At 66.1% G+C, this 13,925-nt stretch carries 14 protein-coding genes; 10 read left to right on the top strand and 4 right to left on the bottom strand.

Annotation, left to right across the window (positions count from 1 at the left end):
* Nucleotides 1-511: 511 nt before the first annotated feature.
* Together ACTWP8_RS21560 and fabG are read right to left on the bottom strand one after the other, a co-directional pair.
* A complete protein-coding gene (locus tag ACTWP8_RS21560) occupies nt 512-2,194 on the bottom strand; it encodes a helix-turn-helix domain-containing protein (RefSeq protein WP_443323791.1) in 1,683 nt (560 codons plus the stop codon).
* A gap of 662 nt (nt 2,195-2,856) precedes the next feature.
* Nucleotides 2,857-3,561, bottom strand: a complete 705-nt coding sequence (gene fabG, locus ACTWP8_RS21555; RefSeq protein ID WP_443323790.1) for a 3-oxoacyl-ACP reductase FabG — start codon at nt 3,559-3,561, stop codon at nt 2,857-2,859.
* Between the two features lie 512 nt (nt 3,562-4,073).
* Between fabG and ACTWP8_RS21550 the strand changes: the two genes are divergently transcribed.
* The 7 genes from ACTWP8_RS21550 to ACTWP8_RS21520 all read left to right on the top strand — a co-directional run bounded on the left by ACTWP8_RS21550 (nt 4,074) and on the right by ACTWP8_RS21520 (nt 11,847).
* Complete coding sequence (locus ACTWP8_RS21550) at nt 4,074-4,934, top strand: MmyB family transcriptional regulator (RefSeq protein WP_443323789.1); 861 nt, start codon at nt 4,074-4,076, stop codon at nt 4,932-4,934.
* Between the two features lie 118 nt (nt 4,935-5,052).
* Entirely contained in the window at nt 5,053-6,081 is a 1,029-nt protein-coding gene (locus tag ACTWP8_RS21545; protein ID WP_443323787.1) for an MBL fold metallo-hydrolase, read from the top strand.
* 22 nt (nt 6,082-6,103) lie between these two features.
* Nucleotides 6,104-7,162, top strand: a complete 1,059-nt coding sequence (locus ACTWP8_RS21540; protein ID WP_443323786.1) for a PhlD — start codon at nt 6,104-6,106, stop codon at nt 7,160-7,162.
* Between the two features lie 185 nt (nt 7,163-7,347).
* Complete coding sequence (locus ACTWP8_RS21535) at nt 7,348-7,860, top strand: DUF3311 domain-containing protein (RefSeq protein ID WP_443323885.1); 513 nt, start codon at nt 7,348-7,350, stop codon at nt 7,858-7,860.
* On the top strand, nt 7,857-9,518 hold the full coding sequence (gene mctP / locus ACTWP8_RS21530) for a monocarboxylate uptake permease MctP (RefSeq protein ID WP_443323785.1): 1,662 nt from the start codon (nt 7,857-7,859) through the stop codon (nt 9,516-9,518). Before ACTWP8_RS21535 ends, mctP begins: the two co-directional genes overlap by 4 nt.
* 859 nt (nt 9,519-10,377) lie before the next feature.
* Nucleotides 10,378-11,556, top strand: coding sequence for a methyltransferase domain-containing protein (locus tag ACTWP8_RS21525; protein ID WP_443323784.1), 1,179 nt, complete (start codon nt 10,378-10,380; stop codon nt 11,554-11,556).
* Nucleotides 11,557-11,709: 153 nt separating this feature from the next.
* Nucleotides 11,710-11,847, top strand: coding sequence for a hypothetical protein (locus ACTWP8_RS21520; protein ID WP_443323783.1), 138 nt, complete (start codon nt 11,710-11,712; stop codon nt 11,845-11,847).
* 21 nt (nt 11,848-11,868) lie between these two features.
* Here ACTWP8_RS21520 and ACTWP8_RS21515 read toward each other — a convergent pair whose 3' ends face one another.
* Complete coding sequence (locus ACTWP8_RS21515) at nt 11,869-12,402, bottom strand: AAA family ATPase (RefSeq protein WP_443323884.1); 534 nt, start codon at nt 12,400-12,402, stop codon at nt 11,869-11,871.
* 150 nt (nt 12,403-12,552) lie between these two features.
* Here ACTWP8_RS21515 and ACTWP8_RS21510 point away from each other — a divergent pair, with 150 nt between their 5' ends.
* From ACTWP8_RS21510 to ACTWP8_RS21500, 3 genes are all read left to right on the top strand, one after another.
* Nucleotides 12,553-12,717, top strand: coding sequence for a hypothetical protein (locus ACTWP8_RS21510; protein ID WP_443323782.1), 165 nt, complete (start codon nt 12,553-12,555; stop codon nt 12,715-12,717).
* A 226-nt stretch (nt 12,718-12,943) separates the two neighbouring features.
* Entirely contained in the window at nt 12,944-13,231 is a 288-nt protein-coding gene (locus tag ACTWP8_RS21505) for a hypothetical protein (RefSeq protein WP_443323781.1), read from the top strand.
* 5 nt (nt 13,232-13,236) lie between these two features.
* On the top strand, nt 13,237-13,479 hold the full coding sequence (locus tag ACTWP8_RS21500; protein WP_443323780.1) for a hypothetical protein: 243 nt from the start codon (nt 13,237-13,239) through the stop codon (nt 13,477-13,479).
* Between the two features lie 38 nt (nt 13,480-13,517).
* On the opposite strand, the gene ACTWP8_RS21495 is transcribed toward ACTWP8_RS21500, so the two are convergent.
* Nucleotides 13,518-13,922 carry an endonuclease domain-containing protein gene (locus ACTWP8_RS21495; protein ID WP_443323779.1) on the bottom strand — a complete coding sequence of 135 codons (405 nt, stop codon included), beginning with the start codon at nt 13,920-13,922 and terminating at the stop codon, nt 13,518-13,520.
* Nucleotides 13,923-13,925: the final 3 nt, after the last annotated feature.

Genomic DNA, 13,925 nt, shown 5'->3' with positions numbered 1-13,925 from the left:
AGCGGAGAATCTCTGGGTTCTTGAATGCTGAGATGACTATCTTGCTCTGGAGAAGCTGAGCGGCCCATTCCTCTTCCACGGATGCGAGCTCAGCGAGCACCGATGCTTCGATTCCGCTGCAGTCCTCGGGGAGAGCCCAGAATTCGGCCGACAGCCCAGCCGCGCGGAGCCCGTCCGTGATCCGAAAGGCATCACGAGCAGAGGCGAGCACCGTAACGCGGGGGAAAGGCATGTCAGTTGCTCCGGCAGTTCAGGTGTGTCTATGGGGATTCACGCTATGGACGGTGCCCGGTTTTCGCTATTCCGTGGGTGCACAATCTGCAGTCGATCGCCTTTCGGGTCTGCACAGTGGTCGCCTTGGGGTACGGTGCGGGTGCACAGGATGGGGCGTAAGGCCTTCGGTCATGCACTGTCGTGTTGTCGTCGGGCCGGTAAGGCCACTGCTGCCGGCTGCGATGGTGGTCGGTTTTCACGCGTGCTCCTTGGGTGGTGAGAGGGCCTGGACTGGCCGCTATGCGGCGGCCGGTCGCGGCAGGGTCAGGACCGGGCGGTCGGTGCAGATGTGCAGGGCGAGGGCCAGGTCCCGCTTCCCCGGGAGGGCGGCCAGGTCCAGCCCGGTCGCACGTTCGACCGATCTGAGGTGGCTGCGCACGGTCACCTCGGAGACGTTCAGTGCGCGAGCAGTGCGCTCCACGGTGGTGTGGTTTTCCAGCCACGCGGTTGCGGTCCCTATCAGGTCCCGCCGTTCCCCGTGCAGGGGCTTGAGCAGCGCTTTGGCCCACGCTGTGGGTTCTGGTGCTTTCAACAGGGCACTGAGGTCAGGAACGCCGCTGGTGGAGTGGTCGGAATCCTCCGGGGATGAGGGCTGCGCGGCGATGTCGAGCGCTAGGCAGACGACGACCTTGTTCAGGTCCAGGCTGAGGTCGAGGGCGAGCAGCCTCTCCGCCCTGTTCACCAGATGTGCCACGGTGTTGCGGTGGACATCGAGGATCGCCGCGGCTGCAGCGCGCGGAAAGCTGAGCGCTACAGGAAGCGCCGTCTCAATCTGGTCCCGCTGCGGTCGCGGCAGGCTCTGGATCGGCTTGAGCAGGTGTTCGGCCCATGCGTTGGCGGCCGTGGGCTCGAGGAGGTAGATGAGCTTGGCTCTGCCGGGTGAGAGAGCGACCGGCTCCTGCAGGTGGGTGGTGAACGCGAGAGCCGTGATGGCTTCTTCATAAGCGTCAGACGTCAGAGCGAGTGGGTGGCAGCCGCTTCCGCCCATGCGCAGGTCGGTGAAACCGACGACAACTTTCTCGAGTTCGACTGCGAGGCCGACCGTATTCGGCTCCTCATCGTGTACCGGCTCAAGGACGATGACGTGCTGTTCCATACCGGGGCACCGGATCGCCAGTGCTCTGCCGGCGGCGACCGTCTCGCATCGACGAGCGGTTTGCTCGCGCTGCGAGGCGGTTCCGCAGTCGATCACATAGACGCGTACCTCGTCCGTATCCAGCAGGCCCTGTGCTGATGGGGCCAGCACTCGGCGGGCCTTGGTCACCTCTCCGATCATCAGCAGCTGGAAGGTCGCAACTCTGGCTTCGCGAGCGGACTGTGCTGCCCTCTCGTACTCGAGCTGGGCTTGGTCGAGAAGGCCCATCACCTTCGCAGCGTGCTGGGTGAGAGAAGCGGCGGCTGTATCGAACGGGGACGGTGAGGCGACGGCCAGCACGGCTGCCATTCCGGTGGCCGAGGCCAAGGAAATCAACCGGGTGTGCGCTGCAGCGTTGTCCGCCGACGCTGCCCTCTTGGAGTCCATGGCCTGCCGGATGACGGCGTGCGCGAGTTGGGTGGGGGCGCTATCGGGCACGGCCGCCAGCACCCCGCGTTCCGGTGCACTGACCAGAACCTGTGCGTCCAGCGCTGTGGCGATCCATTCGGCGAGGCGCTGTATTGCGTTGGTGTCGGCGAGTTGAGCCGGCAGTTGGTTCAGGAGGCCGTCGAGGTGCTCAGCCCGCCTCTGGGCACACTGCAGTCTGAACTGCTGCAGGGCCGTGTTGATGTCTTTCCAGAGGGAAGGCGGCGCTGTGGTGGTCAGCAGTGGTACGCGCAGACGGCTGGCGAGGTCACGGGTGGTGGCGGGATAGACGGGGAGGTCCCTAGTAGAGGCCGTCAGCACCAGCCCCACCGCTTTGTGGTGCGCCAGGGCGGGCAGCATGCGGTCGACGGCGGCGGCGGTGAGCCCCTTGAGAGGCCGGCCTCGGAGCGAAACCAGGACAAGGGCACCGGCTGAGTCCGCGTAGTCTCGGTGCGACCTGGTGATGTCATCCTCGGTGAAGGTGACCACGGTGTTCACTTCGGCCTCGGCATGGAGTGCCGCCAGTCCTGGTTCGGCGAATACAAGCTCGAGTTCCGGCTTCAGGCGTATCAGGTCACTGAGCGTTGTCACGTTTCCTCGCCCAGCTGCTCGTCGCCGAAGTGGACGCCGACTGGCCGATCTGCAAGGGTTCCCAGCGTCATCACGGACATCACGCCCCTGGGTGCCCCGGCAGCGATTCGGTCAGGGTCCCCCGGAATGCCAGGGCGTTGTCCCGGTGGGACCTGTGGGATGCGGCAGCTTCGGTTCTGATCTGCCGGGTGGCCGCTGTTGTCCCCGCAGCGCGGGGTGCGGTCGGCTGCGGTAGCGGTGGGGGGGAGGGGCGCCGCTGGCCTGCGGCGCCCCTCCGCGCAGCCGAGGGTCCGCACAGGGAGATGAAGACGAACCCTCGACGGCTGTGCCCGGTATCGGCTGCGCGGCATGCTGCTCGTGCGGCTGGTGAACCGGGTGCAGTTCGCTGTGTCCTTAGTGGGCCCGCTCGGCTGGTCATGCGCGGTCCGCTGCTAGTGGCCCATGCCGACGCCGCCGTCGACGGGCAGGACGGCGCCGGTGATATAGGAGGCCTCGTCCGAGGCGAGGAACCGGACTGCGGCGGCGATCTCCTCTGGTTCGGCCGCCCGACCGAGGGGGATCTGATCGCACATGGCCTTCAGCCGCTCCTCGCCGAGTGCCTCAGACATGGCGGTCTTGGTCAGTCCAGGAGCGACCACGTTGACCGTGATGTTGCGCGACCCGAGCTCGCGGGCGAGCGAGCGCGCGAAGCCGACCAGTGCCGACTTCGAGGCGGCGTAGTTCGCCTGTCCGGCCTCACCCCGTAGGCCCACGGCCGAGGAGATCAGGATGACGCGGCCTTTCCTGGCGCGCAGCATGCCGCGGTTGGCCCGCTTGACGACGCGGAAGGTGCCGGTGAGGTTGGTGTCGAGGACCGTGGTGAAGTCCTCTTCGGACATGCGCATCAGTAGTTGGTCACGCGTGATCCCGGCGTTGGCCACCAGAACCTGAATCGGCCCGTGCTTGTCCTCGACCTCCTTGAAGCTCTGCTCGACCTGCTCGGCATTGGTGATGTCGCATCGGACGGCGAGGGTGTGCTCGGGTGGCTCTCCGGACCGGTAGGTGACCGCGACCTTATCGCCCTGCTCGGCAAAGGCCGTCGCAGTCGCGCGGCCGATGCCGCGGCTGCCCCCAACAATGAACACTGAACGGCTCATCTCATCTCCCTGTAATGCACTGCCGGTCGGCGCGTCGATGCAGTCGGCTGCTGATCGAGGCGACGTTTGGATCGAGCGGTGGGGCGTCGGCCGCGTCTGGCGGGCGCGGTACACAACCCCAAACAGCTGACTTATCAGGCTCTGCGCTCTTCCCCGGTTGAACACGGCGACCCCCGGCGACTGCCCGCCTCGAACAAATGAGCGCTCGGTACTTGCCGAAGTCTTGTAGCGTTACCGGCGAGTTCGCAGGGGGTCGGGTGTACGCAGGTGCGCGCTCCGGGCAGTCGCGCTGTCGCCTGGCAAGGCGAAGCGTCTTAAGTGACGCCGCGTCACCGGGCATGTTGGCGGCTTCACAGCATCCCTCCTTTCCCCGTCCGCCACGGGCGCACCGAAGGCGGCGAGCCCCTGGCGGTGACTGATTTTCATAGCGGATTCAGCCATTAACCAGGGAAGATGGTTACCTGAAATTCACCGTTCAAGTAAACGCGAGACCCAAAATGTGACAGAAAGGGATGTACGTCATGGACAGCCGTGGGCCGGAAGATCGCCGCGCACTGGGGCGACTCCTGGCAGCGGCACGAGCCAAGGTGAACCCGGCAGACAAAGGCCTACCCGTGAAGACTGGCCGGGGGCACCACGCGCAGGGCCTCTCACAGGCCAACATGGACGAGCTGACGGGGCGCCCCGACTCCGGGACCTACGGCAAACTGGAGCGGGGCCAGATAGAGCACCCGTCCGAGGACTATCTCCGGGCAGTGGCCCGGGCACTCAACGTCACAGATGAGCAGTGGTGGACGGCACTGTGGAGATTGGCCGTTGGCACCCACGAACCGCCCAGCCCCCTGCATCCCGTCGCCCCGCCGATCCCTGAGGCTTGGCAACGCGCCATCGACGGCATCACCCATCCCTCCTACTGGACCGACGTCGCCTGGGAGCTGAAGCTCTCGAACGCCCCGTGGAGAGCGATGTTCGACCCGGGAGAGGTCCCGCAGAACATCATGCGTTTCATGGCGCTTGACGAGGCAGCGCGTAAGAAGTACTTCCCCAACTGGGAGAACACATGGGCCGTGCCTGTTCTTGCGCAGCTGCGGGCCGTATGGGCTGCGCATCATGACAACGAGGTCTTGGCGCAGCTCCACGAGGATGTGCTGGCAGACCCCGTGGCCGGCCCGATCTACCGGCGGGTGGAGGCGGACATACAAACCCATCCCCGCGCCTCCGAGTCGCGCCCCCTGTACCACGCGCAGCTGGGGTACGGGAGGGTCACGATGTGTGTCTCCACGCCCCTCGATTTCCGCGGTACCGGTATGCGCTGGATGATCTTGTTGTTTGAACCGGACGCCCCTGACCACCCGCCACAGGATCCCGCCTAGTGAACTGGCACGGGAGCCGGTCCGCACTGCTGGCACGGCTCGGGCAGCGACCGAGATACGACGACTGTGACCACGCTCACAGTCGCGCAGGGGCCAGCGGTCGTCAGAATGGTCGCCCATGGACTATCCATCGCAACTGGTGCCTGTCGCCGAAGGCGTTCATGTGTGGGCACCTGACGGGTCCGGTACCTGGGGGCTCGCCAACTGTGTCCTCGTCACCTCCGACCGCTCAGCAGCTCTCGTCGACACGCCGTATTCCGAGACCCTGACCAGACGCCTCCTCACGGCGGCAGAGCAGGTGCTACCTGACGGCGCATCGATCACGACCGTCATCAACACCCACGCCAACGGCGACCACTGCTATGGGAATGAGTTCCTCCCCCAAGCGGAGGTCATCGCCACCCAGTCCGCCCTGGATCACGCGTGTCTGGAGCCGACTCCGGCGCAGATGCAGCAGCTGGTCCACGGCGGCGACCCGGATTCCCCGCTCGGCTGGTACATGAAGAAGCACTTCGGCCGGTTCGACTACAGCGGACTGCAACTGCGTTGCCCCGACCGCACGTTCACCGGCGCCGAGGATCTCAAGGTAGGCGCCCTCGACGTGCGGCTCATCGAGGTCGGCCCGGCGCACACCGCAGGAGACCTGATTGTTCATCTCCCCCAGCGGAAAACCGTGTGCGCCGGCGACATCGTCTTCCACGGCGACCATCCCGTGCACTGGGCGGGCCCGCTGGCCAGCGTCTGGGACGCCTGCTCCCGCATTCTCGAACTCGATCCCGACGTCATCGTCCCCGGGCACGGTCCGATCATGGGGCCTGACCAACTGCGCGACTACATGGCCTACCTCACCTACGTGCGCGAACAAGCCCACACGCTCCACCGTCACGGTCTTCCCGCCGACGAAGCGGCCCTCGCGCTGATCGGTGAGGGCCGGCACCCGCACCTCGACCTGCCCGAGCGGCTCTTTCTCCTGGTTGCCGCGGAATACCGTCACCTCGAATCTGATCCCCAACCTCCGAACCTCGTCCAGCTCGTCGCACAGGCTGCGCGCCTGGCCCTCGACCTCGAGACTGCTCAAATACACCCCTCGGCGCCGAGGCCCATCTCCGGCTCCGCCGCCACCGTTCCCACCGATTCCGGCGTCTAGTCGAATGCGATCGAGGAGCCTCATGGCCTTCATCTCCCGCCCCGCCGTGATCCTTCCCGAGTATGAGATCACCACCGGTGAGATCATTGACGACATCCAGAGCGCGCACAGCGACAACCGCCGGCTCTCTGCTCTCGCGGAGAGGCTCCTGGGCAATATCGGAGTGGAGACGCGCCGCTTCACCCGGCCGTTAGAGCAAGTAGCGACCTCAGAGACGATCGGCAAGCGGAACCTCATCGCATTCCTGCATGTGAGCGCATTGGCACAGCAGGCTGCCCAGGCTGCCCTTGACCGGGCAGGCCTGAGCGCGAGCGATGTCGACTACGTACTAACCGCGAACGCCACCGGCGACGCGGTACCCGGCCTGGACACGGTCTTGTCCAACGCGCTTGGTCTGCGACCGGATATCCCTCTCAACGCCACCAGCCAACTGGGGTGCGCCGGCGGCGCCACACTGCTCAATCGCGCAGCAGACGTCATCCGAGCCCAGCCCCATCGTCGCGTCCTCGTGGTCTGCGCTGAGTCTCTCTCCTCCACCTACCAGCATTCCGATACCAGCATCGAATCCCTCATCTACAAGGGCCTTTTCGGAGACGCGGCTGCAGCTTGCCTCGTGACGGGGACGCCACTCGAGGACGGACCGCGCATCGATGCGACCTGGGACTACCTGCTCCGCGACAGCATGGATCGCTACCGGCGGCGGATCGAGGACGACGGATACCACTTCGACAGCACCAGTCGGGCCCCGCAGTCGGTCGATGACGTGATGCCCGAACTACGCGCTTGGATGGCCACCGACGACCCGTGGGAGCCTCAGTTCGCCGTCATTCATCCAGGAAGCACGAAGATCATCGAGAGTGCAGTCAAGGGACTGGGAGGTGCCGAGGATCTAGGAGCCCTGTCCCAACAGAGCCTCGCACAGCACGGCAACCTCGGTGGCGTATCGATCCTCGATGTCCTTGCGAAGACATTTGACCACGCTCCGCCGGTTGGTGATGTCGGGTTGCTTGTGGGCTTCGGGCCGGGCTTCCGGGCCGCCGCAGCCCGGCTGACGTGGTGTCGCCAGGACTCTGCAACCTGACGCCAGCCGCCGAGATCCTGAGACTCCGTCTCCTGGTGAGGATCCCGCTGTCCCACTGCCACGCCTGTGAGGACATCTGTCTCCAGCATGCGAGCGCTGTGACGGAAGTCCTCCGGGTGTGGCGGCGGGGCGGAGGCGCGGAACTCAACTCAGCGGTCGAGAGCGTCGAGCTCTGCTCTGCCCAGATGCAGCCGGGGCCGAATCAGGCTGGGCGTGGACAGCGGCGACGGCGTGCCACGCGAGGACGCGGGGGCAGGCTGTCCGCCCGGCGCCTCCCCTTCAACGGCCGTTTTTGTCCGAAACCTGTCAAAAGATTGGTCGCGTCTTCAGAGCATCTCAAGCCGAAGAGGCTCCAGGTGCACCGAGATGCCCTACGGTGCATCTCCGTCAGGCGTTCATATGATCTGAGGGGGTACCGCATGGCATCAAGTCCCACGACGAGCGGGGAGCACCCTCCGCCTAGCCGACAGGCTTCCCTCACCACCGCACGCGCCGGGGCAGCCGTCTGCCTCCTGATCCCGATTCTGGCCGCCCTGTGGGTCCCCTCGTACGCCCGAACCACCCCGGCGCTGGGAGGCGTTCCCTTCTTCTACTGGTACCAGCTCGCGCTCCTGCCGCTGGGAGCCGCGCTGACCGGAGTCGCATACCTGCTGCTTCGACGAGCGGAAAACAAGTCTGGGAGAGGGAGAGAGCAGTGACGGACATCAATATCCCCGCGTTGATCGTCTTCACCGCTCTCTTCGCCGTCGTGACGGTCATGGGCTTCCGGGCCGCCCGGTGGCGGCGCGCGGCCGATCCGATGCGCCTTGACGAGTGGGGACTCGCCGGCCGTCGCTTCGGCACTTGGACCACCTGGTTCGTGCTCGGCGGTGAGCTGTACAACGCATATACATTCGTGGCCATCCCTGCCCTGATCTTCGGCGCGGGAGCGATCGGCTTCTACGCCGTGCCCTACTCCCTGATCGCCTTTCCCCTGGTCTTCATCTTCATGCCACGCCTGTGGTCCGTCACCAGCAAGCACGGCTACGTCACCAGCGCCGACTTCGTCCGCGGCCGCTTCGGCTCGAAAGCGCTGGCCCTGGCCGTAGCGATCACCGGCCTGGTGGCCACCATGCCGTTCATCGCCATGCAGATCATCGGAATCCAGATGGTCCTGGATGTGATGGGCCTCGGGGGCGGCCCGGGCACCCATTGGCTGGTCAAGGATGCCCCGCTGCTGATCGCCTTCGCTGTACTGGCGGCCTACACCTACTCCTCCGGAATGAGGGCTCCAGCGCTCATCGCGTTCGTCAAGGACGCCCTGGTCTACCTGGCCTTCGGCGTCGCCGTCGTCTACATCCCCTACAAACTCGGCGGATTTGATGTCATCTTCACCGCGGTGGAAAAGCACCTGAGTCAACCCAGCCCGGCAACGGGTGCGCCGCTCGGATCGCTGACCATCGGTCCCGAAATGCAGTGGACCTACGCCACTTTCGCCCTCGGCTCGGCCATGGCCGTATGCATGTCCCCTCACCAGATCACCGGGATGCTCTCTGTAGGCAGCCGCAACGTGATCCGCCGGAATGCCGCGCTTCTACCGGCGTACTCGCTACTGCTGGGTCTCATAGCACTGTTGGGCTTCATGGCGGTAGCCGCTGGTGTGGGCGAGAGCATCGCAGGCAACCCTCAACTGGCTGTGCCTCAGTTGTTCGAAAACATGTTCCCCGCATGGTTTGCCGGGATCGCCTTCGCGGCAATCGGCCTCAGTGCCCTGGTGCCCGCCGCAGTCATGTCAATCGCTGCGGCAAACCTATTCACTCGCAACATCTATAAGGAGTTTTTCAAACAGAACGCCACGCCGGCGCAGGAGACCCGCGTCGCGAAACTCGTCTCGCTGCTCATCAAGTTCGGCGCACTGTTCTTCGTTCTCGCACTTGGCAAGAACTTCGCAGTGAACCTGCAGCTGCTCGGGGCGATCTGGCTGCTGCAAACTTTCCCGGCGGTTGTCTTCAGCCTGTACACCCGCTGGTTCCACCGATGGGGCCTGCTAGCTGGTTGGGCCACCGGTGTGAGCTACGGAACGCTCACAGCCTACGGCGTCCCTGTACCCGGCAAGAGCGGCTCCCACTTCGGTGGCGCACACGAGATCATCCCAATCATCGGAGAAAGGGGCTACATCGGCCTGACTGCCCTCATCCTCAACCTGATCGTCGCAGTGGTGGTCACCATTGTCCTACGGGCCCTAAAGGCGCCAGAGGGCATGGACGCGACCTCCCCAGCGGACTACTACGCGGACAAAGACGAATCATCAGCCCATCCCAACGCTGCGCCTCCCGTCAAGGATGCAATGGACGTTCCCATCGCAACACAGCATTAGAAATCCTTCCCAGCCCAGCAGCCGTCCTAGAGATAGCTCAGGGGCGGTTGACGAGATCCCGCCGACCATCCCGATGGGGCGGGATCTCTTTTCGAGCCTGTTGACCTGTCGCAGCGAAGCAGGTTGAGCAGTCTCATCGAAGTTCGACCATGAGGCAACCTCGCTCCGGCATGGGCTGCCCTGGCCAGAGCTGATCACCGACAATGCGCTCGCCGCACCTGAGAAGGCAGCAAACCGGGTGCATGAACACCTGCGCTCACGTGCTCGCTACAAGGGCGCGGAACCCTGAAGCGAGGACACGGAGGACTGGGAGGAGGTTCTCACCCCACGTACGGCCGCCGTCCTGCGCTTGGCCCTGATCGGGACCTGGCCCGCGATCCCGCACTGTGGGCGATGGTCCGCAGTGCCTGGACGATGGCGCGTCAGCAGGGCCATGACGCCGACCTCGCCGTCGACTTGGGAGTTCACAGCGGACGGGATGGTGAGCTGTCCCGCGTCGCGCCAGGTGATCAGGTCTGGCGCACTGGGCGGGGGATGTGGCGGTCCAGGCCTTCGAACTCTTCGATCATGTCGTCACGCGGGGCACGTCCGGCGCCCGGGTCCTCCTTGATGGCGTTTCGAGCCACCTCGGTGGGCGTCCGACCCCATGCTCACCCGCCAGAGCCCTCTGTCCTGAGCGTCACCGTGCCGCTACGGTTGGCAGCGGATGCCGACCAGCAGGGGGTACCCCGTGACTGCTATGGCCAAGCACCGCAGTCCAATTGGTGACGATGGGGATCAGCCGGGACGCCCTATCCCGCCACCGGAACCGGAGCCAACACCACCGCCGTCTCCGGCGCCGGAGGAGTAGGCGAGGGCCGTGGCTACCGACCCAGGCCCGGTGGAGATGGGGATCGGGAGACTGCTGGCCAGCATCTCCGGTCGGCTCGGTCACCCCGTGCCGGAGGTATGGGCTCAGGCACTGCGATCCGTACCGCGGGACCAGTTCCTTCCCGACCAGATCTGGCTCCGCGACGGCAACGGCGGCTACCAGTTGTGCGACCGCGCCCAGGAGCCGGGGCGATGGTGGCAGGCGGCCTACAGCGACGCTTCCTTGGTCACCCAGTTCGCCACCACCTCCGACGGTACGGAAGTGCCAGCGTCGTCCGCGTCCGCACCGAGTACCGTGATCCGGATGCTCCAGGGCGCCCAACTGTCCTACGGTCAGCGTGCGCTGGAGATCGGCACCGGAACCGGCTTCAGCGCCGCCCTGCTCTGCTCGGTTCTCGGTCCGGACTCCGTCACCACCGCCGAGGTCGAGTCCCATCTCGCCGTCCAGGCGCGGGAGAACCTCAAACGGGTCGAGTTCGAACCAACGGTAGTGTGTGCCGACGGCACGGTGGGATGGCCCGCAGCTGCGCCGTACGACCGGATCCTGGCCACCTGCTCGGTGCGTTCGGTCCCTGCCGAGTGGCTCGAGCAGACGCGCCCGGAGGGCGTGATCGTCACCCCCTGGGACAGCGCCTGGTGCTGCTACGGCACCCTCGTCCTCGCCAAACACCAAGACGGGAGCGCCAGCGGCCGCTTCGCGCCATACGGCTCGTACATGCTCATCACCACCCAGCGCGTCGACGTCGAGCTTTCCCGCGACCTTCTGCACCCCGGCCAGCAGCCCGACACCAGCACCACGCCCCTTTCTCCCTGGGCAGTTGCCGGCACCGACTTGAACGCCCAATTCCACCTGGGCCTGACCGTTCCCGGCGCCTGGTACTCCTGGGACACGGAGACCGACCACGCCCACACCCGGCTGTGGGTGGCCGACGACGCGGCCACCAGCTGGGCCAGCATCGACTACGACGGCCAGCAAAGCACCACCTTCCGCGTCGCCCAGCACGGCCCCAGGCGGCTCTGGGACGAGATCGCCACAGCGTACAAACTGTGGCACGACGCAGGCCGACCCCCCGTCGACCGCTACGGCATGACCGTACGCCCCGACGGGCGCGCAACCCCGTGGCTGGACTCGCCCACCAGACCACTGATCGTCGACGGGCCCGCTTGAGCGGGGCTCGGCTGCGCTGCGCGGTACCAGGAGCTACGCGGGAAGCGTCTGTACAGGGACTTCTCAATGACGTTGTCGTCCGTGTGCGCGCGGGTGTTCGGCGAGGAGGCAGACTCTTTGGTCAACTACTCGGCCGTGAAGTGACCGAGCTTGTTGACTCAGTCGTCACGGCTCGATGACTTCTCGCTGACAGCTGTCCTTCGCAGCGAACCGCGAGGAATCGTCACCATCGACGTCGACGAACTGGCCGAGATTCTCGTCATGCGTGCCGAGACCCACTTCGGCATGTAACCGCCCTCGGCCTCCTGCCCGTCAGTGCTCAAGCGCGGGCAGATGGGCCAGGCCGGTGTCGAGCATGATGCGGTCGACGGTCTCGTGCAGGGAGCTGTCCGCACCGATGACAGTTTCGAGTCCGCTGGGCAGCAGATCGAGGGGCCGGTACCAGGCGCGCATCTCGGCTTCGCCGTACTCGCTCGCCTGCGGCTTCGTGGCGTGGCGGGCGAGGGTCTGCTCGAACGGCACGTCCAGGTAGTAGCCGTAGGTTGGGCCGCGGTGGTCGGCGCGCAGCTGGGCGAGCATCTCGCCGTAGCGGTCGGCGCCGAGGATGCCTTCGACGACGACGTGGAATCCGGCGTCCAGGGCATAGCGGGCCACGGTGTCGATCAGGCCGATGTTTGCGGCGCCGGGCCGGTCGCGTTCGCGCAGGACGATGCGGCGGAGGTTGTCCTGGCCTACCAGGGCCAGGCCGCGGCCGAACTTCTCGCGGAGGCCGGCTGCGACGGAGGACTTACCCGAGGCGCTGTTACCGCGCAGCACGACCAGCCGGGTGTCTTCGGTGCCTACCATCACGGCGGTCACGCTACCGGTGACCAGTGACATCGCGCGGACTCAGCCAAGAGCCTGCAACGCGCCTCCAGGGGGTCGTGCGGGCGGATGCCGCCGCAGGTCAGGGCTGCGGCGCGACACGCTCCGCGCACCCCGGGGAGACTGATCACCATGACCAGCGACGACGACCAGCGGGTCGTACGGATACCCAGCGACCGAGACCACGCCTTCCACCACGGCCCGGTGGAGAAGCGCAGCACCACCAAGCATATCGAGATCATCACCTTCACCTGGAACGAGGAGTCCGACATCCTCCACGCTGCCGGGACTGGGTGAAGGACCACCCGACGGCGCAGATCCGGGCACTGAACCTCACGAGGAACCCCCGACGCCCCCGGCCCCGCACGAACGCGGGTCCTGGAGCTGGCAATCGACCACGCAGCCGCCCACTGGGGCGTGCAGCCCGCCGCCCGGCCAGGGTCTGCTGGCCGAACCCGGCCTGTCCTACCCGACAGGCAGGATGAAACGCACCACGTCCACTTGCACCAAGGGGAGGAGCCACATGGCAGTCGAGTTCGAGTCGTTGCAGGAAGCCGCCCAGGAACTGAGCGACGACATCAGCACCCACGACAAAGCCGGGCTGGAAGCCCTGAGCGACGCACACCTCCGTGAGCAGTACGACGCCCGCGACGAGCTGTACGAGTTCATCGACGGCCTGTGGGAGAAGACCAAGGCCGACGTGTCCGACGCTGGGGCACGCGATGAGTACGCCGGACTGGCCGGGCTGCGCGACCTGGCGGCAGCGCTCAGGAACAACGCCAGCGACATTCTCACGGAACGCGAAGGCTGAAGCGGATGGCAGGTTCACAGAAGGAGCCGGACCGGCTAGTGGCGGTGGTCGAGAGGGTCATCGAGGAGCACTTGCCCGGCGGGCCCTCGGGAGTCGATGTCCGGAGCATGGCCAAGGCGATCGTGCGGCGTGTGCGGATCGAGCAGCTGGTCCGCAACACGGCGGCACTGTCCGAGAAGCTCGAAGACCTCACCCGGGCGACTGAACCGCTGCACAGAGACGGCGGCGGCCCCGGGGATGGAGGGTAAGGCTTGAGACACCCGCTGGGCCTGTTAGGTCCAACAGGTCATATGTGCTTGACCTTGTGCCGGAAGGAGTCCGGGCTGCTCATGATCCACCGGAACCGCAAAGCCGGGGGAAACCTCCAGTAGTCCTCGAAGCAGTGCGGCGGCGGGTTCACGCACATCCGCAGGCGCCGGAAGTAGTCGGTTTCCAGCCGGTTGCAGGACGCGCACAGCAGCCCCCTGACCGCACCCGACCGGTGATCCGTCCGGCCACGGTGGACCGTCCCGGTACGGGCGGTGGGAAATCTTCGGCACCGACGACTGGCAGCGGTGGCGCTTTCGAGATTGAGACCGCCGGAGGCACTGGCCGCGTCTTGTCCTGCGTCGTCGTCGGACTCGGCGCTGGTGCCGTTGGCGTCCACCAGCGCGGCGGCTGCCGCCGAGGCCGGCACCTTCCTCGCCGCCAACGC

Source organism: Streptomyces sp. 7N604 (assembly GCF_052245475.1).
Classification (GTDB): Bacteria; Actinomycetota; Actinomycetes; order Streptomycetales; family Streptomycetaceae; genus Streptomyces.
The sequence above is the reverse complement of the archived record's forward strand: the minus strand, read 5'-3'. Positions and strand labels throughout refer to the sequence as shown.

What these genes read in the sequence shown, in the direction of transcription:
- ACTWP8_RS21560 (WP_443323791.1), bottom strand. Translation starts at nt 2,194, where the DNA reads ATGCTGCCCGCCCTGGCGCACCACAAAGCGGTGGGGCTGGTGCTGACG.
- fabG (WP_443323790.1), bottom strand. Translation starts at nt 3,561, where the DNA reads ATGAGCCGTTCAGTGTTCATTGTTGGGGGCAGCCGCGGCATCGGCCGC.
- ACTWP8_RS21550 (WP_443323789.1), top strand. Translation starts at nt 4,074, where the DNA reads ATGTACGTCATGGACAGCCGTGGGCCGGAAGATCGCCGCGCACTGGGG.
- ACTWP8_RS21545 (WP_443323787.1), top strand. Translation starts at nt 5,053, where the DNA reads ATGGACTATCCATCGCAACTGGTGCCTGTCGCCGAAGGCGTTCATGTG.
- ACTWP8_RS21540 (WP_443323786.1), top strand. Translation starts at nt 6,104, where the DNA reads ATGGCCTTCATCTCCCGCCCCGCCGTGATCCTTCCCGAGTATGAGATC.
- ACTWP8_RS21535 (WP_443323885.1), top strand. Translation starts at nt 7,348, where the DNA reads ATGCAGCCGGGGCCGAATCAGGCTGGGCGTGGACAGCGGCGACGGCGT.
- ACTWP8_RS21515 (WP_443323884.1), bottom strand. Translation starts at nt 12,402, where the DNA reads ATGGTAGGCACCGAAGACACCCGGCTGGTCGTGCTGCGCGGTAACAGC.
- ACTWP8_RS21510 (WP_443323782.1), top strand. Translation starts at nt 12,553, where the DNA reads ATGACCAGCGACGACGACCAGCGGGTCGTACGGATACCCAGCGACCGA.
- ACTWP8_RS21505 (WP_443323781.1), top strand. Translation starts at nt 12,944, where the DNA reads ATGGCAGTCGAGTTCGAGTCGTTGCAGGAAGCCGCCCAGGAACTGAGC.
- ACTWP8_RS21500 (WP_443323780.1), top strand. Translation starts at nt 13,237, where the DNA reads ATGGCAGGTTCACAGAAGGAGCCGGACCGGCTAGTGGCGGTGGTCGAG.